The sequence below is a fragment of the Vibrio sp. Vb1018 genome, assembly GCF_033338775.1.
Taxonomy (GTDB): domain Bacteria; phylum Pseudomonadota; class Gammaproteobacteria; order Enterobacterales; family Vibrionaceae; genus Vibrio; species Vibrio alginolyticus.
This window is the reverse complement of record NZ_JAWOTI010000001.1, coordinates 236,166-262,884: the sequence shown is the minus strand read 5'-3', so window position 1 is coordinate 262,884 and position 26,719 is coordinate 236,166. Positions and strand designations below refer to the sequence as shown.

Genomic DNA, 26,719 nt, shown 5'->3' with positions numbered 1-26,719 from the left:
CTGTTTTAGCTTTTCTTCTACAACCGATAGGTTTTTCTTCGCGGCTTCAAAGTTAGGCTTTTCCTCTAGCAGTTTTTTATACAAATCAGCCGCATCTTCTAATTGACCATTTTGAGCGAGCGAGTTGGCGAGGTTATAGCGGCCGTTAAGGGAGGCATCATGAGAAAATGCTTCGATAGCGGCTTCGTAGTCACCTTTTTGATAACTGGCGGCTCCTTTCCAGCTTGGGTTTGTAAATAGGTTTTGCGCCTGTTCATACTCACCTTGCTTGTAGAGTTCCGCTCCTTGTTGGTCGGCATTTAAGAACGGATTAGCTTCTGCATGCGGTGTCCACGTTACTGGGACTGCAGTCGCAACTACCACCCAAATCAGGCCGCGTCGAAACAGTAAAGCCGCAGGAAGAAGTAACAACGGCAGTAACCAAAAGCCACTGTTGAGACGAGAATCAGTTTTAACTTCTTCGCTTTGGGTCGCAGAAAGCTGGCTACCAATGTTATTAGTAAAGGCCGCGATATTTTCAACATCACGGTTGGTGTGCTGAATAGGAACAAATAGACCGCCAGTTTTATTCGCTAGCGTCTGTAGGTTTTTCAGGTTTGTTTTCGCTACGACGGTTGTGCCTTGTGCCGTTTTTAGCAGAGAGCCATCGGGCAGCGCGATAGGCGCACCGTTAGGAGTCCCGACGGCAAGAACAGAAATGCGAAACTTTGTACCTTGGACTAAATCTAACGCGCGAGACAGCTCTGACGTATCAAGATCATCCGCTAACACGATGATATCGCCTTGTTGCGTGCCGGCTTGAGAAAACTGGTTGATCGCCAGTTCAATCGCGGCAGGCAGGTTTGCTCCTTGAAAAGGCATCAGCTCTGGTGACAAATTTTCGATAATCCCCGCAAGCGTGCTGGAATCAGTTGTCAGTGGACTTAAGTTATAGGCATCGCCAGCGTAAGCAATAAGTCCAGTGGCTCCCTCTTTCCATTTAGGCAGCAAATCGAGCGCCTTATAACGTGTTTGTGCTAGCCGATTGGGTTTGATGTCTGTAGCAAACATAGAGCGAGACATATCAAGCACCAAGATACGGTTTTGGTTTAACTCAAAGCTTGGTCGAGCATTGGACTGCCAGCTTGGCCCCGCTAATGAAATGCAAGTTATTGCCCAAGCTAAACCCCATAGAGTGAAGTAATGCTTAGACTGCGTGTTTTGTCCGAGCATCCGCGATAGGTGAGGGGCAATCAGTGTGGACTTTTGGGCTCTAAATTTGTGATTAAGCAAGAGTGCAATAGGGATCACGATGAGCCCCAAAAGCCAATAAGGATTGAGGAAAATAAACTCAGCCATGTTTTCTCCTTAATAGGAATAACAATACTGATAATACAAATGCAGCGCTTAATGGATATGGAAACCATTCAGGCTGTGGGCGCCAAGTTTGTGTGTCGCTAGATACGGGTTCTAGCTGGTTGATGGTGTCATAAATCTTTTCGAGCTCTTCTGTATCTCGCGCTCGAAAATATTGTCCACCTGTCACCTCTGCCACTTTAGTCAGTGTTTGTTCATCTAAGTCGGCTGCGGTGTTGACTTTGCGAGTCATGAAAAACTCTTTCACCATCATTTCACCAGCGCCCACACCCACGGTGTAAATAGTGGCGTTGTATTTTTTCGCAATTTCCGCTGCTTCTAGCGGCTCGAGAACCCCTGCAGTATTGCTGCCGTCACTGAGCAAAATCATGACTCGTTGCGGAGCATCACTGTCTACAAAGGTTTTTGTGCCTAAACCAATACCATCACCAATGGCGGTTCGTTGACCAACCAAGCCGATGACGGTTTGATTAATCTGTTGCATGACGGTTTTGCGGTCTGCAGTGAGTGGTGTTTGCAAATAAGCATGGTCGCCAAACAAAACAACTCCGAGACGGTCACCTTTTCTCTTTGCTACGAAATCAGACAGAACTTTTTTGACTGCTGTGAGGCGATCGATATATTCGCCGTTGAGTTCCATGTCTTCCTGCTGCATCGAACCGGACAGATCGACGACTAACATCAAGTCCCGATATTTGGGTTGGAATTCAACGGGATCGCCAAACCAAACTGGACGCGCACAAGCGACGACAAGAAGGCCCCAGATCGCGATTGAAAGCGCTTTTTGCAGGGCTTGCTTAGATTTGCTGCTATTCTCATTAGTTGGTAAGTACGCCAATTTGATCTCGGCTTGTTGAGATTCTTGTGGCAGGAACTTGTATACCAGCCAGGGGATGGGCAACAAAAACAGTGCCCACCACCAGACAAATTCAATGTTTAGCCATTGGGCAAGATCGGTTATGAGTGTTTGCTCAGTCACGGTTATTTGCCTTTTTCTTTGGTGGCAAAGCGTAGGTTATCCAAACGACACAATCGTCTACCAAGCTTTGATGATGCCCTTGGGAGGAATTCTGATACAACGCTTCTTGCCACTGATGTTGTTTGTCTACGAATCGACTCTCTTTGGTATGGCTATCGAGAAATTCATACCAAGCGATTCCGGTTAATGGTGCGATCTCTTCACGCGGAAAGTAACTCAATGCTGCCTGGCGCAATATTTCCAGAGCAGAAGAGGGGGTATGAGGCGCGGTAGGTTGAGTTAAAAGTGTTAATGCTGTCTTTTTTGCGCGTAAGTGTTTTTTACGCCATCTCACATAAAGACAAATGCCGAAAACGAAGAGCAAGGTGGCTGCAAGCACCACCCACCATCCCCAAGCGAGCGGAAACCAATCCGGTGCGTTTGGCAAAATCAAAGGTTCAAGGTCTAGGCTTTGGTTGTTTGTTGTCATTATTATTACTGCTTAATAAATACTGCTTGTCAGTTTGTTAGCTTAATTGTGAAATTAAGGGCCAGCCACTTGATAGCGTGTTAAATGGAATTGCTATCGAATGGCACTGCTGCTTAATGGTTTCTTGATGTTGGGTAAAGTGGCTTTCGAGTTCTCTTCGTTGTCCTTTAGAGCCAAAGTTAAACCATTGACTATGCAGCCCATCCGAAGCTTTCACTTGACCTCTAAAGTCTGTTTCGCCTCTTTCTAACGGATCATAAAACTGAACGGCCCTTACGCTATTGTGTTGTTTGAGTCGACGTAGTTGTGCCAGTTCCGTTGGTGTTACGTGGGCAAAGTCACTGAGCATAATCAATTCGCTGCCTTTTGGGGTGAGCGTATGAAGTGTCTCCAATACTTGTGTATAAGGCAGTGTACGAGTGTCGTTGCTTGCAGTACGAGTTACTTGCGCATTATGTATGTCGACTATGGCGTTAAGAATCCGCAGCCCTTGTCTTTGTAAAGAAGAGGGGCGAAATTCAAGACATTGATGTCCGTCATCAATCACTGCGCCGATGCGATCTTTTTTAGCTAGAGTTAGCCAAATTAGAACACTGGCAAAGTGGGCCAATTGAACGGATTTGAGTACATACTTAGATCCAAAATGTAGACTAGAACTTAGATCAAGATAAAGAATGACCGCTTGCTCTTTATCTTCTGCAAACAACTTTGTATGTGCTTTACCGGTCCTAGCGGTGACTCGCCAATCAATGCTGCGAATATCGTCGCCAGGTTGATATTGGCGTACCTCCATAAAATCCATACCTCGCCCTTTTTGGCGACTGGTATGGTTACCACTCATCTGCGACCAGAGACTCTGTGCTGGTGGTAACCAACGTACAGATTGAGTGCGATATTGGAGCAGCTCTTCAAGGGTTAATGTCACCCCATTCGCATGAGGTGGTAATGAATGTGTAGCGGACATATCACTCACCTGTTTATGCACTGCCAACAAGGTTTAGCAGTTTATCGATGACCTGGTTTGCCGTAATGCCTTCCGCTTGAGCGTGATAACTCAACAATAAACGGTGGCGCAGTACCGGATAAGCCATGGTTTGAACATCTTCCGGAGAGACAAAATCACGACCAGCAAGCCAAGCATGCGCACGTGCACAGCGATCAAGAGCGATGGTGGCACGCGGACTCACACCCATTGACAACCACTTGTCCAACTCAGTGTCATATTCGTTGGCTTGACGTGTCGCCATAACTAAACGGACGATGTACTGCTCTATCGTTTCCGCCATATGAATATCCAACACTTCTTTACGTGCGGTGAATATATCTTGTTGGCTTAACATTGGGCGTTCAACCTTTGCTTCGCCTTTTGCTTCTCCGCGGTTAATACGCAAGATAGACAGCTCATGCTCCGCATCTGGGTATTCCACTTCTAAATGCAATAAAAAGCGGTCTAGCTGCGCTTCAGGAAGGGGGTAGGTCCCTTCTTGCTCTATCGGGTTTTGAGTTGCCATAACCAAAAACAACTCTGGCAGCGGGTAGGTATGACGACCTGCTGTGACTTGTTTCTCTGCCATTGCTTCAAGCATTGCCGCTTGTACTTTGGCTGGCGCACGGTTTATCTCATCCGCAAGAATAAGCGAGTTGAAGATAGGACCTGATTGGAAAGTGAATTCTCCGGTTTCGGGACGGAAGATATCGGTGCCGATTAAATCGGCTGGCAGCAAATCAGGGGTGAACTGAATGCGGTGGAAGTCGCCTTCAACACAGTCTGAGAGTGATTTTACTGCACGGGTTTTTGCTAACCCAGGAGGGCCTTCAACTAAAATATGCCCATCCGCAAGAAGCGCAACAAGCAGTTGCTTTACCAGATCTTGCTGTCCGATGATCTGCGACTCTAAGTATTGCTGAAGAGTTTCGAAGTTAGATTTATGCATGCTTTGGACTCTCGGTATCCATGTGATTTTCGTGTTGAGTATTGGTCATTTTCCATGTGAAAAAAGTTCCAACGCTCTATTGCAATTTATCTTTTCAATATTGGGACGCTACAGAGAATTGCAAGTACGTGCTATCTCTGAAAGTGCTTATTTGACAGTGTGTTACATTTATTTTTCATAATATAATGAGAAATGCCTCTAGTTTTGTACATATGAGCCGATAAAGATTCCGTGGTGTGCGTGTCATGAGATATGCACCTGATTCCCCTTGTGGGGCCAATAACAAGTGATTCTTTTAAAAGGTCCGAATATGTTGAAACTTCATTCCTTGAGCATCAAACAGAAGGTTGTACTTGGCATTACGTTTGCTGTTCTAGCATCAACAATCATTGTTGGTGTTATGGCTCAGCGTCATGCGAGAGATGTATTGAGCCATCGTCTTATTGACATCGAGCTACCTGCGATGTTGCAGCAAATCAATACCGAAATTGACCGCGAAGTTGTCGAAATGCAACAAGCGGCAAAACAGCTGGCTACAAACGAATTTATTGTTGAAGCCCTATCTAATACAAACCGTGATCCGTCAGTAGAAGTTCAGTTGGTTCAGCAGCTCAATAACGTTAAATCACAGTATGGTCTTAATGATGCGTCGGTAGCGAATCGTCAAACGGCATATTACTGGAATCAAAACGGATTCTTACGTCAACTTAACCGAACGCAAGATGCTTGGTTCTTTGGATTTACGTCGTCTGGTCAAGAAACGTCCGTGAGTGTGTTCCAAGAGGCAAATGGCGAAGTGAAAATGTTTGCCAATTTCCAAGATCTTAATGGTACATCAATGTCTGGTCTCTCTAAATCTATGGGAGACATGGTTACTTTGCTCAATGGGTTTAAAATTGAAGATACGGGTTACGTGTTCCTCACTAATGAACAAGGCCAGATTCAAATACACCGCCAACAAGGTAAGAACCAAACTTCTATCACTAAACTATTTGGTAGTGACGCAAGTGCGCTGTTGAACAAAAATAGCTTCAACCTAATTAATGTGGAGTTTGAAGGGCAGGATACTTTTGTTTCTAGTTTGTATGTTCCTTCAATGAACTGGTTTGTTATTGGCGTGGTTCCCGTTGATGAAGTATTCGCAGACCTGAATGCGACAGCTAAAAAAATGCTGTTTACGACCATCATTGTTGCCGTTGTATTCATCCTCATGGGCGTATGGTTAGCAAACAGCATTACGAAACCAATCCGACTGATTGCCGATCGTTTTACCGACCTTGGGCAAGGTGAAGGCGATTTGGCGCAGCGTATTGAAATTAAGGGTAATGATGAAATTGCTCAGCTTTCAAAAGGCTTTAATGGATTCATTGAGAAGATTCATGCCACGATGAAAGAAGTTGCTTTAACCAGTGGCTCATTAAGTCAAGCGGCAGAAAGTGTGTCAACGAAAGCAACATCCACACACGACAACAGCCAAGAGCAGCGTGATCAAACCATTCAAGTAGTTGCAGCTATCAACCAAATGGGTGCGACCATCAGTGAAATTGCATCGAACGCTGCTACCGCTGCTGATACGGCAAATCAGGCTTCAGATAACACTCAAACTGGTCGAGAAGTTGTGATGAAAGCAAAAGAGGTGATCAGCCGCCTAGCCGATGATGTTGAAACAACCAATATTGTTGTTACGCAGTTGGCATCGACAACCAAAGATATTGGCTCGATTCTGGGTGTAATTCGTGACATCTCTGAGCAAACGAATTTACTTGCGCTAAACGCTGCAATTGAGGCTGCTCGTGCTGGTGAGCAGGGACGTGGTTTTGCGGTTGTTGCTGATGAGGTAAGAAACCTAGCTTCACGCACGGCTGATTCTACAGAAGAGATTCAGCGCATGATCAATCAGCTTCAAAGTGACGCACAAGACGCGGTAAGTGCTATGGAAGCGGGCAAAGCGGTCACCATTGAAGGGGTTACTTCTACCGATGAAGCAGTCGAGGTATTAATCAGTATTTCTGAACGAATCACCGACATCTCTGATCGTAATACACAAGTTGCAACGGCGACGGAAGAGCAATCCACGGTGGTGCATACCATTAATCAAAATATCGAAGAAATCAACGCGATAAATGAAATGACAACCGCGACAGCAGAAGAGTTGGCGGATGCAAGTCGCGATCTTCAAGCGCTCTCTTCTCGTTTAGACAAGATGGTTGGTAGCTTCAAGTTATAGAGTTGGATAGAATAGGCGAAGTTTAAAAGTTCAATCATTAATTTTAGGTAAGTACTATGAATGACTTCGAAAAAGAACTAGAGCAAATTTCTCAAGAAACCGCTCAGGAGCCAGAAGTAAAACTGCCGTCGCTAGAAGAGCAAAAAGCGATCGTCGCTGAGCTGAAAAAGCTGGAAGCGGAAGGTAAGCTGACGCCAGAAGTGTTAGAACAACACTTTGGTAAGTTTAACCAAAAAAACGCAGTTCCAATCCACTAAGTTAGGTGGTGTTTTACCTCTAACGTGCGTGATTAAATCACCTGCTCAAACACAAAAAGGGAGTTTATACTCCCTTTTTTAATGTCTGAAAAATGCTAATACCTCTCACATACTTGCCACTTAAAAATTATTGACATTTCAATGAGTTATTAATTAGTACTAGTGATTTTCATACTTGACAATACTACCGCTCTATCTAAATCTATTGCGTATTTCAATAAAAACGACCAAGGGAATGCGATCAGGATGGAGCAGCAAAAAAAAAGAAACGTTATTTTAATCACGGAGGGAAGTCTACAGTCATCTCTGTTGAAAGATGTATTGGAGACCAAACTCGGTATTAGTGTTGCTCTAATCACGCCAGATAATCTGATTCACGGAGTGTTACATGAATCTCTTTCATCAGCCATTATTGTTGATTGCAGCGTGATCACGGATGAAATTTTTCGCCGTTATGCGGAGTTTAAAGCGGCCAAGCAGAAAGACACGCTTGAAATCTTAATTAATTGTGAGCAATCCATATCGACAGAAGATCTCTTTGCTTGGCGTACTTTGGCCGGTATTTTCTATACCTCTGATGATATAAAAACGTTGCAAGTTGGTATTGGTAAGGTGCTTCAAGGAGATATGTGGTTCAGTCGTAAGTTTTCTCAGCAGTACATTACTTACCTTCGTCGACATTGCAAACCTATAAATAAGAATGTTTCCGCTATTCTGACCAAACGAGAGCAACAAATAATTACCTTTCTTTCCATGGGGGCGTCCAATCAACAAATCGCTGAACAATTATTTGTCAGCGAGAATACGGTAAAAACGCATTTACATAATATTTTCAAGAAGATTGATGTGAAAAATAGAGTTCAAGCACTTATTTGGGCAAAGGAAAATATTTCAGACAACTCGTTACCGGTGTAATGCTATTGCAATATTAGGTTGCCTAATTTAGTAAACTCTTAATAATTTCTGTGACCTGAATGTGTTAAAAGTGTTTCTTTTATGAGAAACACTTTTTTTGGTTCTCTTTTTAATAACTTTAGAATTTAAAAAAGTAGCAAATAACTTTACTCTGTGAACTAGCACTTACATATCAAACTAAGTGCTGACGATTAACTACTAATTTAAGAATGTTAAGTCACTGAAAGTATGAGAAACATTATGGAACAGTATATGGAAAAGCCTGAAATCCTAATGCTCACTCAACAAAGTTTACAGAGTGAAAACTTTAAGGAAATGCTTTCTAAAAATACAGAAACTAAAATAACGATCATTGATACTAAAAACCCTAGTTATCATGAACTCATTCCGGAACGCTACTTTTTGCTTGTTGATTTTTCAGTTGAGATTCCTTCCGAAACTTTAGTTTATTTAAAAGATAGTAATAAAGTGCTAGGAACCATAATGCTTAATCTAGGTTATGACTTAGACACAGAAGAACTCGCTTCTTGGCCTCATGTAAAAGGTATATTTGGTCCAGGAGATTCAATGGACAAGGTTTGTCAGGGATTAAAAGCAATAATAAAAGGGGATAATTGGCTGTCTCGAAGATTACTTGATCAGCTAGTAAATTATTATCGAGGCAGAGAAGTAAATAGCATTATCGAACCTGCTATTGAGGTTGAGCTTACTCGGCGTGAAGTTCAGGTTTTAAAAATGTTGAAAGAAGGTGGTTCAAATATGGAAATCGCTGATTCTTTATTTATCAGCGAGCATACTATTAAATCACATCTATACAATATTTTTAGAAAGTTAGAAGTAAAGAACCGTACGCAAGGGCTTTGTTGCAGAAATCGAATGAACTAAATCAGAATCTTACGATCAGATCAGGGACAATTCATTCACTTACTTTAATTTCATGCCGAAGCCTCGCTACAAAACCACTAACTGGCGCAAGTACAATAACTCACTAATCAATCGAGGTTCACTCACGTTTTGGATTGACGAAGAGGCGATAACTGAGTGGAAACAACCTAAGCAGGATAGGCGTGGTAGACCACGATTGTTTAGTGACCTAGCTATTACAACTGCTCTCATGGTAAAGCGCATTTTTTCCTTGCCTTTAAGGGCGTTGCAAGGCTTTATCGACTCTGTTTTTAGATTGGCGAATGTTCCATTGGTTTGTCCCCACTATACCTGCATAAGTCGTCGAGCTAAGGATGTCGAGGTTTGCTTTAAAACCTCTTCACGAGGCACTATTCAGCACCTAGCCATTGATGCAACTGGACTCAAGGTATACGGTGAGGGCGAATGGAAAGTGAAAAAGCATGGAACCGATGGTAAGCGCCGAGTCTGGCGTAAACTCCATCTTGCCGTTGATGCCGATACTCATGAAATTATCGCAGCTGAGCTGACACTATCAGGCGTGACAGATGCGGAAGTACTCCCCAATCTACTCAAACAAACACGCAGAACCATCAAGGAGATCTCGGGAGATGGCGCATACGATACAAGGGAGTGCCATAGGGCGATTAGGGTTAAGAAAGCGATACATCTAATCCCTCCGCGTGAGGGAGCAGCCTTCTGGGAAAAGGGGCATCCACGCAATCTGGCGGTTGGCTGCCAGAAACTCTATGGGTCGAACAAAAAGTGGAAACAGAAGTATGGTTACCACAGACGTTCACTGTCTGAAACCGCTATGTATCGCGTGAAACAGTTACTTGGAGCATCACTCACTCTTCGTAATTACAATGCACAAGTTGGGGAGAGTTACGCCATGATCAAAGCACTCAACAAGTTAACTGGGATAGGTATGCCCGAAACTCAGTATATCGTTTAAAAGGTGTTCGATTTAGCTAGCGTCCGCTCGTAAGCTGAATTCAGCAACAAAGCCGTACGCAAGCTACAGGTTGGGCTAAGAGAAACCTGTAGTACTAGTATTAACTTGCTGTAATAAAAAGAAAATACTCTATAAAGTACTAAATTTTATATTTATTATTAAAATGTCAGTCTGAAATATCATCCCATATTCAAACTTATTCCTATTCAGTTGACTATTAGACTTCTCATGTCGTGACGAATCTAGTCAGACGTGGAACAGAAGGTCTATTCAATTAATAAGCCAAGAGGGAATAAAAATGAGCGCAAGTGACAATGACACGTATTTAGGCGATGCAGGTGTAAATAACCAATTTGCTGATTTCGATGGCGGCGATGATTTGTTTATCGGTTTTGGTGGTAATGACTCGTTTGTTGGCGGTGGCGGTAATGATTATGTGATCGGCGGCGACGGTGATGATCGCCTAATTGGTGGTGCTGGAGATGATTTGTTAAAAGGTGGGATTGGTGATGATCTATTAAAAGGAGGTTTTGGAAACGATAAGCTTTTAGGTTTGTTGGGTGATAACAAGCTATTAGGAAACACTGGTGATGATATTCTTGTTGTAGGGGCTGGAGATAACATATTGGTAGGTGGGAGTGACAGTGACAAGTTTGTGTTCACGGATAAGTTTGGTGGCCATGGCGAAGCAAAGGTTATGGATTTCACCATTGGTGAAGATTCTTTGCACATTGTTAGCGACTCGGTTACAGCCTTCGGTGATTTAAGCTTTAGCTACGATGCAGTTGGGAATGCAGTGTTTACCGATGGGGCTGATCTAACAGTGAAACTTATTGGCGTGACTGAAACTGACATCAACACCTATGGTGCAGATCTGTTCGTAATCTAAACGACTGAAAATAACTCTGGATGGGAATTAGTTTGCGTGGCTCTGCCATGCTAAAGCGAACTAACCGGACACTCTAGAGCGATTTGAGGTTACCTTAAGCTAGGCGCTAGTATTTCTGGCGCCTACAATTTTCACGTTAAACGGAAGTAGTCGTGCAAAAAACGGTTTTCAAAGAAGTGAAACAAAAACTATGCACGCTTGCGGGCTTGCTGATCGTTTTTAGCCTTTTTATCAACTTATTGGTTCTCTCTATTCCGCTGTACATGCTTCAAGTGTACAACCGAGTGATATCCTCCTACTCAACCGATACTTTATTCTTGCTCACTGTCATCGTAATTGTCGCGCTGTTAACCATGTCCATCATCGACATTGCACGAGCACAAATGAGTAAATCTTTTGGTTATTGGATGGACACAAAACTCTCCGCTTTCATGCTCAAGCGCACGATTCAATATCAATCACATACTGGGAAGAGTTATACCTCGCAAACTCTGAGAGACATTCAGAACATCAAAAGCTTTTTGAGCAGTCAAGCACCTTATCCACTGTTGGATGCGCCCTGGACACCGCTGTTTATTTTATTTGTGTATTTATTGCACCCGATACTAGGTCACATCGCGTTACTTGGATCTATCGTATTGTTTAGCCTAGGTCTACTTAATGAGCTAATGACGCGTAAAACAATGCAAGAGAGCGAAGTCAGAGCGATTTCTCATATCAACAAAGCAGAATTAGCCACGCAAAACTCCAATTCAATTCTCGCAATGGGGATGATGAATGCATTTTTAGAGAAGTGGCAGTCGCGCGTGAGTGAAGTGAATGTGCTTGAAGAGCGAGTTGCAGGTAAGTTCATCTACATGGCTAACTTTTCTAAGTTTGTGCGTGGATCACTACAGATATTTTTACTGGGAGGTGGTGCATGGTTAGTTATCCAACATGAGATAACGGCAGGGGCGATGATCGCGAGCTCCATATTAATGAGTCGGGCATTATCGCCGATGGAGCAGGCGATAGGCACGTGGCGAAGTGCGATGTCTGCTAAAGGCGCCTATAAAAGGTTGAAAGAAATCGATGCGATCGTGCGCCAAGATGAATCAGATATGCCACTGCCTAAACCAAAAGGACACTATGAGCTTACCGGACTGGCCTATCGCCATCCTGGAGCAACCGAACCAGTGCTCTCATCGATCAACTTATCGATTCCTCCGGGTGTTGCTGTTGGGGTGATTGGCCCTTCTGGTACGGGTAAATCGACGTTTGCTCGGCTGTTATTAGGTACGGTTAAGCCATTAGCGGGTAAAGTGACTCTTGATGGAATGGAAGTCTCCGTATGGGCATCTGAAGATCGCGGCGTGCATTTTGGGTATCTCGCTCAAGAGGTGGAGTTATTTCCTGGCACAATTCGAGAGAACATCGCGCGCTTTAAAGAAGAAGACCCCGCTAAAGTCATCAAGGCGGCTCAACTAGCAGGATGTCATGAATTAATACTCAAGAAAAACAAAGGCTATGATTGCATTATTGGTGAAAATGGCCGTGGTTTATCTGGGGGGGAAAGGCAGAGAATCGCTCTTGCAAGAGCCGTTTATGGCGATCCTTCTATTGTGATTTTCGATGAAGCGAATGCCAACCTCGATGGTGAGGGAGAGGCTGCGTATCAACGTTTGATTGCCCATTTAAAAGCACAGAGTACAACGATTATCGTCATTGCCCACAATCCGAGTACGTTACGACAAATGGATAGGCTGTTGTATTTGGCTGACGGCCGAGTCAAGTTATACGGCGCTAAAGATGAAGTATTAAAACGTTTGATGGGCGAAGAAAGAACAGATATCCCAAGGGTAAGAAATGAGCAATCAACTGCCAACCGTTAATCAGAGTTCTACCGAGATCGTATATCGTTTTAGCCCCAAAGCGAGACTAAGCTTTCGAAAACCAATTTTACTCGGTGTGGTGACCTTAAGTGTTTTTCTTGGAGGTCTTGGCTACTGGGCTGCAACAGCCAAATTAGAAAGTGCAGCGATTGCTTATGGTGATTTGTCAGTTCTCACTAAGCGACAAGAAATTCAGCATTTAGAAGGCGGTATTATTGAAAAGCTATATGTACAGGAAGGGGATTTAGTCGAAAAAGGTCAGTTATTAATTCAACTTTCTAAGCGTCAAGCTATGGCTAAGTTGGACTCGTTAAGTGGTCGTTTTATCCATACTCTAGCAAAGGAAAACCGTTTAAGTGCGGAGCTTGATGAGCTTCCAACGATTGTATGGTCTGATGATCTTGAAAGCATTCCCCGTGTCGATATCGTACAAGAAGCACAACTGGTTCAAAACAAGATCTTTGAAGCGAGAAAGCGATTCTTTGATAGTAAACTGAGTATCATTGAGCAGAGTATTTCTGGAGCAAATTTAGAGCTTGAAAACCTTCAGCAAACCAAAGTGATTGAGACGGAACGGCTCAACTTTATTGCTGAAGAAATAGACAGCAACCAAGCCTTGGTGCAAAAAGGTTTCTCGGGAAAATCTACCTTACTTCAACTCAAGCGCCTAGCAGCGGAGGTGAGAAGTACCTTAAGCCAGTTAGACAGGCAATCGCTCACCGTTAGAAAAAGGTTAGATGAGAACCTAGCGCAAATTGAAGAGTTGAAGCTTGAAAGGCTGAATGAGATTGTAGAGGAACTACGAAACACCAAAACGGAAATTGTCGCAATTCGGGAAGAATATCGCTCCGCTCAAGATATTGTCGCAAGAACAACGATCAACGCACCTATTTCTGGTCGCGTAGTCAACATGCAAGTGTTTACCGAAAAAGGTGTGATTGGCTCGGGTGAAACGTTACTAGAACTGGTCCCGCAAGACGATAAGTTGTTAGTCGAGGCTCGTGTTAATCCTCAGGATATTGATTTAGTGAGTCCAGGCCAGCAAGCGCATGTTCGTCTGACCGCTCTGAATGCACGGACGTTGGCACCTTTAGACGGTACAGTGCTGACGATTTCTGCCGATAAGCTCTCGCAAGAAAACCAAGAAGATTTTTATCTCGCTAGAATTGCAATTTCACCGGAAGATGTGACAAAACATCGTTTAACCTCAGGCATGAATGCCGAAGTGCTGATTTTATCTGAGCCACGAACGCCATTGAGCTACCTAATAAAGCCAATTACAGAAAGCATGAATCGCGCCTTCAGAGAGGAGTAATTTCTAAGTGCTTTTTGAAGAGTATTGTCAAAGAGTATCGAATCCAATTACATATCATCATTAAATAAACAGTTTAAAGTCTAGGTTTTTTTCTTAAAGTCGTATGTTTGTAATTTTTAGTTTTTCTGATCTAGTGAAGAATATCAATATTTTACTAGCTAATTATTTTTAGGTTAACTGTGGTAGAAATGTCATATAGTACTCTATTCATTTTCATAGTTTGTATCTTAGAGCATTTTTGAAAACTTAGTGATAATTTATTTTTATATCCATAATTTTTTAGTATTAGTAACTTGGATGAATTATTTGATACTTTTTAAAAATAAACAATATGGAGTATTAAGTATTTCAGATAAAGTACATTAAACCTTGCTGTAAAATAAAAATGTATTATCATATCAGTAAATTTAAAATTTTTCTTTTTTACAATCTTATTTTATTGTTGGTAATGTGTTTTATTAAATAAATACGACGTTATATCGTCATTAATTATCATATAAAATCTTATAATATTGTATAGGGAAATTTAAAATATAAATACAGGAATTATCGTTCTTACAACTCAAAAAAATTAAAAAGCTTTAAATAGATTGCGTTGTTAATTTATATAGTTCACCCGGTGTAGTCAGCGACACGTAATTACGATTAGATATTAATTATTGAAGAAATAGGCTGAGAACTTACTGTCATGTTACAGGTGTACTGTAGTTCAAAGTATTGTCGCAAGGGAGATAGAAAAGTGTGGTATGGTAAATAGCGAAGATATTGTAATTTTTCTGAAAGTTAAAAAAGGAAACGAACTTTGGGATAAAAATTTAACTTGGCTTTGGTCGGTGGGATTTATCACCTGTTAGAACAACATAAAGCTCGAGTCTATACCCAATCGAAAGGTTATGTAGGTTGTGAAAGGTCACGGTAGGAATAATAGCTTAAATTACTTATCCGAATCCCATCTGAGGTTTCTATTAAAATCTTTTCGAATGATAGATTTAATGAATATATGGTGGTTTTATTCATGTGTACGATTCAAACAAATTATCATGTGCATTTTTTTACTTACCACTTTGTAGCCATACATTTATTTCTTTGTAAGACAAATCTGATAACTATTCTTTATATAACAATATATTTTATTTATTGTTACTATTTGCAATTGATTATTATATTTTAAATATAAATTACTTTGTGCCATTAGGCTGATAATAATGTTGTGTATTTATCATGAAAAACAGGGATTAATTTTGGTTTTTATTTTTATTATTTTAAATTCAACAGTGTTATTACGCTAAATATTATATTTTTATGGATTATACTTTCTTAAAAATGACTAATAAAAATTTATACAAGTTGGAAAGCATTACATCAATGTTTAAGATTAGTGTTATCTTGTTATTGATTGCTTTTTTTTACTCTGAAAATGCATTAGCTGCAGGCGAAATAGAAATATCCTTTAATCCAACATTCGGTCTGCCCTACGAAAATGGACAGGTCATTACATACTCGATTGAAGTTCGAAACACGACGATCAGCACGATCAGTGATGTCTCAGTAACGAACGCCATTTGGGATGTGATGTCTGGTTCGAATAGAGCATTCAGTAGTGTCAAGATCACTGATACTCATACGCTAGGAACCAATGCAGGTACTTACTCCTCTAGCAATAGCAACCTGAATGTGACCGGCGCAAACCTATTACCGTTAGGGCGTATTACTTATCAAATTGAAGCGACGGTTGCTGATGATGCTGCTGAAGATATTGTTCTTGGCAACACCGAAGTAAAAGGAACGGTTTCCGGCACAGAGACGACTTTTACTAACCCAGATACAATTACTTTCCCTCCGGCTGAATACGATTATCTTCTGGAAGAATACGTTAGCCCGACCGAATACGATGTTGGCGGCACACTGACTTATTCTTTAACGGCAACCAATAACGGTGCTTATGCGGTTAAAGGATTAGATATTGAGCAAGAGTTTGCGTCTTTAACAGGACAAAAATTAGATGGCTCAACAGGGAGTGCATTTAGCAGCGTGACCATTAGTGCCGTGGCTTCATCAGGGAGCGATGCGGGTACCTTTGCAACAACGGGAGATTTGTCAGTCACCGATGCGGAGATCTCTGTTGGTGGCTACATTACTTACACCATCAAAGCAACGGTTGCTGCGGACTTAATCTCCGATATTGATACCCAAGCAAGCTCCACGACTCGTGCTGGTAAGGTCGACGGCAACCCACTATCAACGCCTCCATCTGATCCTGAAATTGCACTGGAACACACGCTCAACTCAACATCGCCATACCTGATTAACGGTGAGGTGGATTTTGAATTGAAAGTGAGTAACAACGGTGGCGCGATTGCTCATAATTATCATGTAAAACAGAACATTAAAGACCTAGTTAGCCGCAATGGTTTAGCTAACAATTTATCCCCTTCTTACAACAACACCGATGTGGATGGTAACCCCTTCACGACTTGGGAAATCACGGTTTCAAGCATTGGCAGTAACTCACTTTCTGACTACCAAGGCAGCGCGCAGACGGATGTCGATTTTGACGATACCGTTTCTATCTATCCGGGTGAGTCGATCACTTACCAAATTAAAGCAACCCTTACTCCAATCACGATTGGCACCTTGCAAGGCTTTACTGCTTCAGTAACGGATGACTCAGGCTCATTGGTCAAAAGCTCCAGTATTTCGGATACGGTTGATGCTGAAAAAGTGTTGAGTGTGACCGATTCTGATATCTCTATTTCCAAAACGACTTCTGCATCGGAATATGTACCAGGCGGTGAAATTGAGTACGAAATTACCGTTACAAATGGCTCATCAAAATACTTTGCCAACAACCTGTTAGTCCAAGATAACCTGACGTGTGTTAAGACTGAGCAAGCGGGTGGCGCAGGCGATGCCCAAGCTTTTGAACAGTGGAAAGTAGAGGTTATTTCGGGTGAAGATTCGAATGGCTCGGACCCAGGTACCTTTAGCTACGGTACTTGGACGTCGAGTCCACTTTCGCTAACCCCGGATATCGCTCCGGGTAAAACCATCAAGTATAAGCTGACTGCGAAAACCAATGATACCAGCACAGGTCTCATTCTTGATGACGACCCAAGTTGTTCTAACGACAACGTCACTGAAGAAGGCTCGGGTGTTCAAACCCCAGATGACAACTTACGCGCAAGTAAAGATGTAGATAGCCGTTTTTACTCTTCAGGCCAGACTCTTACTTACACCATTACCGTGACGAACGACGGTGATGGTTTTGCAAACCAAGTTCAGGTGCTAGATGACCTGAACTCAGTGAAAACAACCGATATCAACGGCAAAGAAATCAATGCTTATTCGGATTGGACGATCACCGCTGAAGCGTTTAAAGACGACGGTACACCAGCAACTGCTTCAAATACGGGGATTACTGGAGAAGTTAAACACCCTGATAATTTAAATGTCATCGCAACGCTTCAACCTCACTCCTATATCGAATACACCATCGTTGCCGACACTAACCCAATTGCAAATGGTCATATCTCAAACGAAGTCACGGTGGATGGCTCTGTCTATGCCGACCGTGGTTCTGATCCTCGTGATTTTGCGATTGAGTTAAACAAACGTGTTAAGACCAATACTGATACGAGCTTTCATGATGGGCAAACTAGTTACTCTAAACCAGAGACAGAAATCACTTATCAAATTAGTTTGAAAAACAACAAAGAGAACGGTTACGCGACAAACGTCGCTGTGAAAGATTCATTGTCGACGATCACCGCTGGTATACTGGAGCCAGATGGTAAAACGAAAGCTGTATTTAAATCTTGGAAGATCAGTGCGGAAATCATCTCGGATGACCCTCGTCTCAATGGCAATCCTGCTTATACAGATGTTGGTACCTTCAGCGATAACACAGACCTAGACACTACGGCCCAAATCCCGCCAAACGTCGAAGTGTTGTATACGATCGTCGCTCAGATAGATCGTTCTAACAAGGATGAAATCCTATTTACAAGCTTTGACAACACCGCCGAGATAAGAACGCCGGATTCGGATATTCTAAAAAGTTCAAGTGCTAAGGCTGTTGTGGTTCCGCGTCAACCGAAAGTAACCGTTTTAAAAACAACACCAAATGATAGCTTCGTACCAGGAAAATGGGTGGACTTCAAAATTACTATCTTAAACACAGGTTCAGGATATGCGAACGAAGTATTAGTGACTGATGACCTTCTGGGGTTGAACGCTTTCTCTGAGTGGGAGATTACCTCAAGTACCGACTCGAACAATGTGCCATTTCACACGGGTAGTTATGCTGGCGAGTATTCTAACGACAAGAATCTTGATACCGCTGTAGACATTGACCCAAAAATAAATGGTACAGCGGGTTATGTTGTCTTCAATATTCACGCGCTTGTGAGAGACGATATTTATATTGGAGAAGAAATCTCTAATACTGTTGAAATTTATGACCCTTCCACCAACCTTAAGCAATCATCATCAGCAGAAGTTGGTAGCTTATCTGATTTAAATCTCAACGTTTCAATCCTTAAAACTGCGGATAAAGTAAACTTTATTCCCGGTGAAGACGTGACGTATGAAATACATGTTATAAACAATGGTGAAAACTCAGAATCAGGATTAAAAGTGGTTGACCCTATAAGTCAAATCCGTGCCACGTTGGCGAATGACAAAGACAATCAAATTGAGGATGACAAAAACAAAAGTCCTTTTGAATACTGGCAGTTTGATTACGATGGTGATGGCACTTTTCAATCTAAAACTACCGAAGATTTTATCTACCCACCGGGTGATGATTCGAACACCATGACGCTTGAGGGGAAAGCGGAGCGAGTCTTTTACATCAAAGCTCACGTTAAAGATAATGTGATAGGTTCTCAAGATTCGTTCGGAAACTTAGATGACAAAATTAAGAATGATGCTTATGTGTATCGTGAACGTGGCAAAGTAAACGAAAAATCCCACGTGTCTCATCACGAAATGAACCGCGTTGGCAATGGCCTTAGTGAATCCAGAAAACTATTGGTTAACGGTGTGGAATCAAAATTCTACTCACCAGGCGATACTTTAACCTACCAAGTGACCGTTTCTTCCCAAACGGGCTATGTCAATGACCATGAAGTAAAAGAAGATATTAATGGTGTGACGACTCAGTTGTTGAATGGAGACTTGAAGACGCCATTTGATAGAGGCTTCACTGTAGATGTGTCTAAAGACGATTCAAATGGTGGCGACGGCACGACCGATGGTACGCTGGATGGCATCGTTGCAAATGACCAAAACATTGACACAACGATTGATGTTGCAGGCGGTGACTCGGTGACATACCAAGTTGAAGGTATCGTACGCGAAGATGCAGTTGGAACAATTACTATTGGTGGTATTACGGTCATTCCGAATGACTATCATTTGGCGTTTACCAAAACGGTAGATCAATCAAGTTACGAACCGGGGCAACCGCTGGTTTATCGCTTAACGATCGAAAACGATGGCAAAGGTAGCGCATACAACATTCCCGTTATCGACCGACTGTCTAATGTTATGGTAGACCTTGTCGATGGCTCAAGTGGTAAAGCGTTTGACTCAGGTTGGACGGTTGTTCCAAGGATCGTCAGTGGTAGCTCCGCGGCTATTCTCGACCTGGATGGCAAGATTGCTGATAACGCAGACATCGATACTCATGCGTCAATCCCTAAAGGCACAACTATTGAATATGTTGTCACAGCTAAGGTGAACGACAACGCCGTCGGTGAGATCTTAAACTTGCTTACTGTCGATGGTGATACTGTGAGTGCGGAGACCAAAGCGTCTACTGAGAAATACGACTTCTCAAAACATGTCACCAAAATCTACGATCAGGATGGCACTACCGAGTTAAGTGGTGGTTACACGCCGGGTGGTTACATCGAGTATGAAATCTCATTGAAGAACCTGAACAACGTTCACATCAGTGAGATGCCAATCAAGGATGAAATCAGCAAGATCCAGACCGATTACTTCGATGGAAGTGGTAAAGGCCATGCATTTGATTCATGGACCATTATGACCAGTACCGATTCGAGTGGTATCAGTGATGCAGGCTCAGTCAGCAATAACAAAGATATCGACACTAAGTTCAACTTAGCCGCAAACGGATTCGCGACAGGTGGAACCTTTGTTACTTACACCATCAAAGCGAAGATCAGTGAGAAAGCCGTTGGCCCAATTCTCAACGTCGCTGTGGTAGACAACAGTCATAATTTACCGTCAGAACCCGTGAACATGTTACCGGTAAAAATTATCAAGTCGCACAAAGCATACACCGATACATCACTGTCAACACTCAAGACTACATACAACCATACGACAGACGGTGAAAAAATCGCTTACCACTTGCGCATTGAGAACAATGGTAAAGGTTTGGAGTACAACAAATCACTGAAAGAGTTGTTCTCAAACGTCAAAGTGCGTGTCGCGCAAAACGCGGCGGGCGAATCTGACTCACAAACGCTACCTGCATTTGACCAATATGGTTGGACAGTCACCGCGACGACCTCGGGTGAAGCGACGACGCTAATTGATGGCTATACCGGCGGCGCAAATGCAGACATCGATATTCCTGTACTTTCGATTGCACCGGGTGGTTGGATTGACTTTGTCATGGAGTCACAGATCCGCCAAGATGCGCTTGACCAGATTGTTGCGACTCCGAAATACAACGGTAGCAACTTCAATTCTGCGAAAGTCACGCCAGAGGGCAGTAACCTGTCGGTGAACAAAGAAATTGTCTCTATCGATGGCAAATCTTATGCATCCGGTGACACCTACAAACCGGGAGATGAGGTCGTCTATAAATTCACGGTAACCAACACCGAACCCGTGTGGCGTGACCAAACCGTTATCCAAGATATCGTCTCTAACGTTCGCGTTGAGGTGATTGGCGGGACGACGAAATCTGCGTTCTCAGAGACGAACATCTCTCATGCCTTTACTTCAACAGGTACAACGGGAACACAAGACACTTACATCGAATCTTATGATGCAACTGATGATCTTGATCTGTTAGTCGATATCGCTCCGGAAGAAGTCATTGAGTTTACGGTTACTGGTAAAGTTCGCCCAGATGCACTTGGTGATATCGATGGCAACACGGGTAAAGCAGGCAACCAAAGTGATACAACGGATGTAATTCCACCAGTTGCTCCTGTTCTGGTTGTGACCAAAACTGTTATTGGTACTACCGCGGATGAAATTGGTCCAAGTTGTACGTTCCCGTCTGATACAGGCACAGACTGTCACTATAACCCTGGCGGGCAGGTTCAATATCAGGTTACTGTTCAAAATACAGGTGAAGGTATTGCTAACGATGTGAGCATCGTAGATAAGTTGAACGAAATAGATACATCCCTTGGAGGATCTGCGTTCACAGACTACAGTGTTGCGGTTGTTAGCGCTCCTGACCCAGGTCGTTTCTCTATAAGTGGCCAATATCAAGGTAACGTGCCTCTTGATGCTACGTTTGACTTGATGCCAACTGATACTGTCGTATTTGAGATTGATGGTGTTGTAGCGACCGACGCAACAGGAACCATCACAAACGTTGCGACTATCGATGGAGTGGATAGTAATGATGTTACTTTGAATCAAGGCACATCAAGCTTAACAGCTGAGAAGTCGACGACGACACCGACCTATACCCCCGGTTCTGAAATTGTTTATCAAATCCGAGTTCGAAATGAGACGACGAATAACGAGTTGATTGATATTCAAGATACGATTACGGATTACAAGGTTCAAACAGCAAGTGGTAAAGAAGAGGTTGCGCTGAAAGATTGGACAGTTTCTGCGCAAATTGTAGACCCTGGTCTTGACGCTACTTTTACTAAAGTTGATTTAATTAATGCTGCGCCCGCGGATAAGGACATCAATGTAGAGGATGTTCCCATGAGTGGTAATGCAGAGATACTTATCGAAGTTGTCGGCCACGTCCGCGATGATGCTGTTGGTGAGTTCACTAACCAAATTAAAGGAAGACTAGCCTCTAGTACCGATTTCTATACATACAACTTACGTGAAAAGTTCATCTATCCAGAACCGGGTACACTTGCAGTTTCGAAAGTCACCTCAATCACTCCTGCGATTTACCATCCGGGCGATACCATTGGTTACGACATTGAGGTGAAAAATACCGGTACAGGTTATGCGACCGATGTTCTGATTTCAGACCTTTGGAAGACGATTCGCGCTGAGAAAGCAGGCGCAACATTACCTGTGCGTGCGTTTGATTCTTGGTCAGCAACATCAGTGAGTGTTGATGGTACAGATCCAACGCTGACTCAACCAATCGCGGGCTCTGAGGTGACTGGCGACAATGGTTATCAGATTCGTTACAACATTCACCCAGATCACACAGTGAAACTTCATGTTGAAGGTGTTGTAAAAGCGGACCTTGTTGGCGATATCACCAACGTAGTGGAAGTGAGCGATTCAAACGGCTCTCAAACTGCGGATGCGACTTATGTGGCGGCAGCGGCTGATCTCACGGTCGATAAAACCGTTGATAAGAGCCAATACGAATCAGGTGACAAGCTGACATATACCATCAAGATCGAAAACACCACAGCCAACTGGGCGAGTGATGTGGCGATCAAAGATCTGGTCAACGACATCACTTCAACCAGTATTACTGGCGCAACAGTAAAAGCGTTTGAATCTGGCACCATCTTCTTCAATGTATCTTCACAGACGGGTGACACTAAGTTCCCATCGTCCACTGGTGAGTTTTTAGATGGCAGCTTGGACATCGGTCCAAATGATGTGGTGACTATTACGGCAGAAGGGGATCTAGACCCAGAAGTGGTGGGCGATGTCACCAACCAAGTTGAAGTGACCTACAACGGTTCAACTAAAACTGCAGAAGCGACCAGCACGGCGAAGATCCCAGATTTAACGTTCACCAAAGAGCCAATGGTAGAGTTTTACAGCCCTAACCAAGCAGCAGGTTACATTCTGAAAATTGTCAACGAAGGTAACAGCTACGCGAATGACATCAACCTAAAAGATGAAATTGGTGCGCTAACCGTGAACACCATTGATGGCTCGGCGAACCAAGCCTTCCTACAATGGGCGGTTCAGTATGTTACGGGCAGTTCACTGACGACAGTCGATGCTAACTCACTCGTTGTTGACAAGGATATCGATTACAACATCGACCTTGCACCGAACGACACCATCACCCTTTACGTTATTGGCTTAGTCAATACGGAAGCGACGGGCGACATTGTTAACACCGCAACGTTGAATCACAACAGTAAGGACGTGACGGCAACAGCAACGTTGAAACCGCGTCCGGGCGATATTGTTCTAGAGAAAACCACCGATGAGCGTTACTACCAGCCGGGAGAGTTCTCTACATTCCGTGTCAAAGTGACCAACAACGGTTCTGGCTTTGCGGCCGATGTAAAAGTCGAGGACATCATTTCTTCACTTGAAGTGGAAACCTCGGGTGGGGCAATGGAACCAGCGTTGAATGATTGGACGATCGTGACCACTAAAGGCGACCCACGTACCAACATCGAAACGGTACCAGGACCAAACGGTGACATTTCTACCAACCTTGATATTGCACCTGGTGACACGGTTGAATTTGCCATCACAGGTACAATCAACAGCAGTGCGGTTGCTAACATCATTAACACCGCGACGGCTGAGTTCGGCGGTGCGACTACCGATGCAACAGCAACGTTAGAAACCCTACCTGAAGAAGTTTGGATTGAGAAAACAGCAGAGTCACCAATTTACATTCCGGGTGAGGACGCGGTGTTCCATGTTCGTGTTTACAACGGTACCGATGGCTTCGATAACGACATTAAATTGGATGACATCCTGTCTGGTATCAAAGCGACCAACATCTATGGGGTTAATGAGCGAGCGTTTGAAAGCTGGACGATTGAAACAACCAACAGTGACAGCCGCACTACGATCACGCCAATGCCTATCGATAACCAAGACATTCGTTCAGTGATCGATATCGCGCCGCATGACATTGTTGAGTTCACCATTACTGCGAAAACCAACCCATTAGCGGCGAGTGAAATTACCAACACTGCCACCGCTGATTTGAATGGCACCACACAACAATCGAGCGCGACTATTCAGCCTCAATCGCAAGGTATCTCTATCGAGAAAACCGCTGACACTGAGTTCTACATTCCGGGCAAAGAAGCGACATTCCGCGTCAAAGTGAAGAACGAAGGTACGGTGCCAGCAACAAATGTCGAGGTGAAAGATGCCATTAGTGATCTTGAAGTGGTTCGTTTAGATGGCACGACAGTCAAAGCGTTCGATTCGTGGCGTATCGAAGTTAACAAGGGCAGTTCCGATACTGACATTACCAATATTCCAAGCGTAAATACGGACATCGATTCAACGCTGACCATTGCAGCGAATGATGAAGTGGAGTTCGTCATCACTGGTTTGGTGAATCAATACGCAACGGGCGAGATTGAGAACACAGCAAGTGCGTTGTTCCGCGGTGAAACTCAAGAAGCAAGCGCGATGCTATTGGCGATGCCAGAGTCGGTCAAGCTAGAGAAGACCGTCGATGATGAGTACTACCGTCCGGGTGAAAACGTCACTTACCACGTGGTGTTAAGTAATGAATCTGGATCGTTTACCGAAGAGATAGTGCTTAAGGATCTTATCTCAGAGTTGAAGGTAAATACGATTCATGACACCGAAGCGCCAGCGTTTACCAGTTGGAGCATGACAAGCTCATACAGTGATGACCGCACCATCGTGTTACCACAGATTCAAGGTGACAATCTGGACGTGAATAGCCGTGTGATTATTGCGCCAAACGATAAGTTGGACATTGAAATCACGGGTGTCGTCAACGCGGATGCGATGGGAGAAATCACCAACCACGCGTATGCCTACGACAAGTCAGAAAGTGATGTTCTGGCGGATGATTTCGCAACTATCAAACCACTGCCGATCATTTTGTCGGTGACCAAGGTGGCAGATAAAGCGGAATACACCAACGACGACGATGAAATTACCTTCACGATGACGGCGACCAACCGAGGCTCTGCAGATGCAGAAAGCGTCAACCTGTTGGATGAAATCGATAAGCTTATTGGTAACAACGGCAATCCATTGTTCACCACATGGAAAGCGACCATCACTGAGCTTAAGTCTGGTGTGGTGGTTTCTGTCGATTCAGATAGCAATGTCGATTCAAACCACACTATGAAGGCGTACCAAGGTAATGAATACGAAATCGTAGTGACAGGTGAGATCAACCAAGGCATTGATGACAACTTCACGAACGTCTTTACCGCGAAAGCATCGACAGGTGAAGTCGCGTCCGCCAACGTCACGATCAAGGTTAAGAAGCAAGCTTACAACGAAGGCATGCTGAAAGTGACCAAGGTAGCGAGCAAGTCAGAGGCGAGCGTCGGTGAAGTTGTTGAATACGAAGTCGTGATTACCAATGAAAACGACAACCCATTCACGGGTGTACGTTTGGTTGACCGCTATCCGGGCGGCTTTGCTTACATCCCAGACTCGACAGAGATGGTCAACAGTGGTCCTGATGGCGTATTTGATACCTCGGATGACATCCAAATCACCGTAGAGCCAACGAAGACCAATCAACTGTTCTTCGAAGTCGGCGACATGAATATTTACGGCAAGGGCGATTCGAAAACCGCTGATGCTGTTCGTATCCGTTACCTAATGCGTGTAAGCGTCGGTGCTACCTTTGGCGTTTACACCAACACAGCATGGGCCGAAGCGCCACCGGCAGAAAGCTTCTCGGCACAAAACACCACGACCAACTACGTTGTGAAGTCGAACCTCGCCAGTGCAACGGTTGAAGTCATGCCAGATAAGGTATTCGACACCGCTTCGATCATCGGCAAGGTGTTTGAAGACCACAACGGTGACGGTTTCCAAGCAGACGCAACGGCAGATGACATTTATATTGATGTAGACCTTGCCGCAGGCGATTACGTACTGGGCTCAACTTTCATTACTCAAGATGGCGTTGAAACCCAACTTAAAGATGTGAAGGTGAAACTCAAAGGCCAAGACGTTGTTATGTCGAGTGTGGACAAAGGCTATGAAGTCGATGAGCTGTTTGGTCTATCTCGTAACCGTACCCTCGAACACAGCAACAAAGTGGTGTTCCAGTTTAATACTCGAACTCGCCAAGGTTTCCCGTTCAAGGTGACAACGGATAACGGCACGCACATCGAGTTCGATAAGCAAGGTAACGCGATTACCAAGCACAAAGGAGATAAGAAAAAAGGTCTGTCGGCAGAGAACATCGACGTGGTGAGAAACCTCTACCGAGATGGGGATATGTACTTATGGGAAATCATTGTAGAGAGCAAAGGACTTTACGAAGACGGTATCCCAGGCGTTCGACTCTTAACGGTCGAAGGCATCATCATCGAGACAGACCAATATGGTCGATACCACGTTCCAGATCAGTGGGTGTTGAATAAAAAAGGTAAGCAGTTCTTGGTCAAAGTCGACACAGACTCGCTACCGACAGGCATGAGGGTGGTCAGTGAGAACCCGAAAGTACGCCGAATCACACCAAACAAACTGACGAAATTTAACTTCAGTATTCAAAGCAGTGGGGATGATTAAC

General features: G+C 43.6%; 14 protein-coding genes. 9 read left to right on the top strand and 5 right to left on the bottom strand.

Annotated elements, in window-relative coordinates; translation table 11 throughout:
- From R7Z10_RS01070 to R7Z10_RS01050, 5 genes are all read right to left on the bottom strand, one after another.
- Nucleotides 1-1,338: VWA domain-containing protein (locus R7Z10_RS01070; RefSeq protein WP_318085864.1), on the bottom strand; the 1,338-nt coding region annotated here is incomplete at its 3' end.
- Nucleotides 1,331-2,335: a VWA domain-containing protein gene (locus tag R7Z10_RS01065; RefSeq protein ID WP_318103694.1), complete on the bottom strand. Its 1,005-nt coding sequence runs from the start codon at nucleotides 2,333-2,335 to the stop codon at nucleotides 1,331-1,333. The genes R7Z10_RS01070 and R7Z10_RS01065, both read right to left, overlap by 8 nt.
- Complete coding sequence (locus R7Z10_RS01060) at nucleotides 2,328-2,804, bottom strand: DUF4381 domain-containing protein (protein WP_213899113.1); 477 nt, start codon at nucleotides 2,802-2,804, stop codon at nucleotides 2,328-2,330. The genes R7Z10_RS01065 and R7Z10_RS01060 overlap by 8 nt, the downstream gene beginning before the upstream one ends.
- A 37-nt stretch (nucleotides 2,805-2,841) precedes the next feature.
- On the bottom strand, nucleotides 2,842-3,768 hold the full coding sequence (locus R7Z10_RS01055) for a DUF58 domain-containing protein (protein WP_025768548.1): 927 nt from the start codon (nucleotides 3,766-3,768) through the stop codon (nucleotides 2,842-2,844).
- A gap of 13 nt (nucleotides 3,769-3,781) precedes the next feature.
- Nucleotides 3,782-4,738 carry a MoxR family ATPase gene (locus R7Z10_RS01050; protein ID WP_318103692.1) on the bottom strand — a complete coding sequence of 319 codons (957 nt, stop codon included), beginning with the start codon at nucleotides 4,736-4,738 and terminating at the stop codon, nucleotides 3,782-3,784.
- 310 nt (nucleotides 4,739-5,048) lie between these two features.
- On the opposite strand from R7Z10_RS01050, the gene R7Z10_RS01045 reads away from it, so the two are divergent.
- The 9 genes from R7Z10_RS01045 to R7Z10_RS01005 all read left to right on the top strand — a co-directional run bounded on the left by R7Z10_RS01045 (nucleotide 5,049) and on the right by R7Z10_RS01005 (nucleotide 26,718).
- Nucleotides 5,049-6,965 (top strand): methyl-accepting chemotaxis protein, encoded by a 1,917-nt coding sequence (locus R7Z10_RS01045; protein ID WP_225466225.1) that lies wholly within the window; start codon nucleotides 5,049-5,051, stop codon nucleotides 6,963-6,965.
- 56 nt (nucleotides 6,966-7,021) lie between these two features.
- Complete coding sequence (locus R7Z10_RS01040) at nucleotides 7,022-7,222, top strand: restriction endonuclease subunit S (protein ID WP_005375165.1); 201 nt, start codon at nucleotides 7,022-7,024, stop codon at nucleotides 7,220-7,222.
- Between the two features lie 246 nt (nucleotides 7,223-7,468).
- A complete protein-coding gene (locus R7Z10_RS01035) occupies nucleotides 7,469-8,137 on the top strand; it encodes a LuxR C-terminal-related transcriptional regulator (protein WP_065275456.1) in 669 nt (222 codons plus the stop codon).
- Between the two features lie 228 nt (nucleotides 8,138-8,365).
- Entirely contained in the window at nucleotides 8,366-9,022 is a 657-nt protein-coding gene (locus R7Z10_RS01030; RefSeq protein ID WP_318103690.1) for a LuxR C-terminal-related transcriptional regulator, read from the top strand.
- Between the two features lie 52 nt (nucleotides 9,023-9,074).
- Nucleotides 9,075-9,995 carry an IS5 family transposase gene (locus R7Z10_RS01025; RefSeq protein ID WP_318103686.1) on the top strand — a complete coding sequence of 307 codons (921 nt, stop codon included), beginning with the start codon at nucleotides 9,075-9,077 and terminating at the stop codon, nucleotides 9,993-9,995.
- A 298-nt stretch (nucleotides 9,996-10,293) separates the two neighbouring features.
- On the top strand, nucleotides 10,294-10,884 hold the full coding sequence (locus R7Z10_RS01020) for a calcium-binding protein (RefSeq protein WP_206959036.1): 591 nt from the start codon (nucleotides 10,294-10,296) through the stop codon (nucleotides 10,882-10,884).
- Nucleotides 10,885-11,036: 152 nt separating this feature from the next.
- Nucleotides 11,037-12,755, top strand: a complete 1,719-nt coding sequence (locus R7Z10_RS01015) for a type I secretion system permease/ATPase (RefSeq protein ID WP_206959034.1) — start codon at nucleotides 11,037-11,039, stop codon at nucleotides 12,753-12,755.
- Nucleotides 12,730-14,070: an HlyD family type I secretion periplasmic adaptor subunit gene (locus R7Z10_RS01010; RefSeq protein WP_206959032.1), complete on the top strand. Its 1,341-nt coding sequence runs from the start codon at nucleotides 12,730-12,732 to the stop codon at nucleotides 14,068-14,070. Before R7Z10_RS01015 ends, R7Z10_RS01010 begins: the two co-directional genes overlap by 26 nt.
- A gap of 1,365 nt (nucleotides 14,071-15,435) precedes the next feature.
- Nucleotides 15,436-26,718 (top strand): hypothetical protein, encoded by an 11,283-nt coding sequence (locus R7Z10_RS01005; RefSeq protein WP_318103684.1) that lies wholly within the window; start codon nucleotides 15,436-15,438, stop codon nucleotides 26,716-26,718.
- Nucleotide 26,719 lies beyond the last annotated feature (1 nt).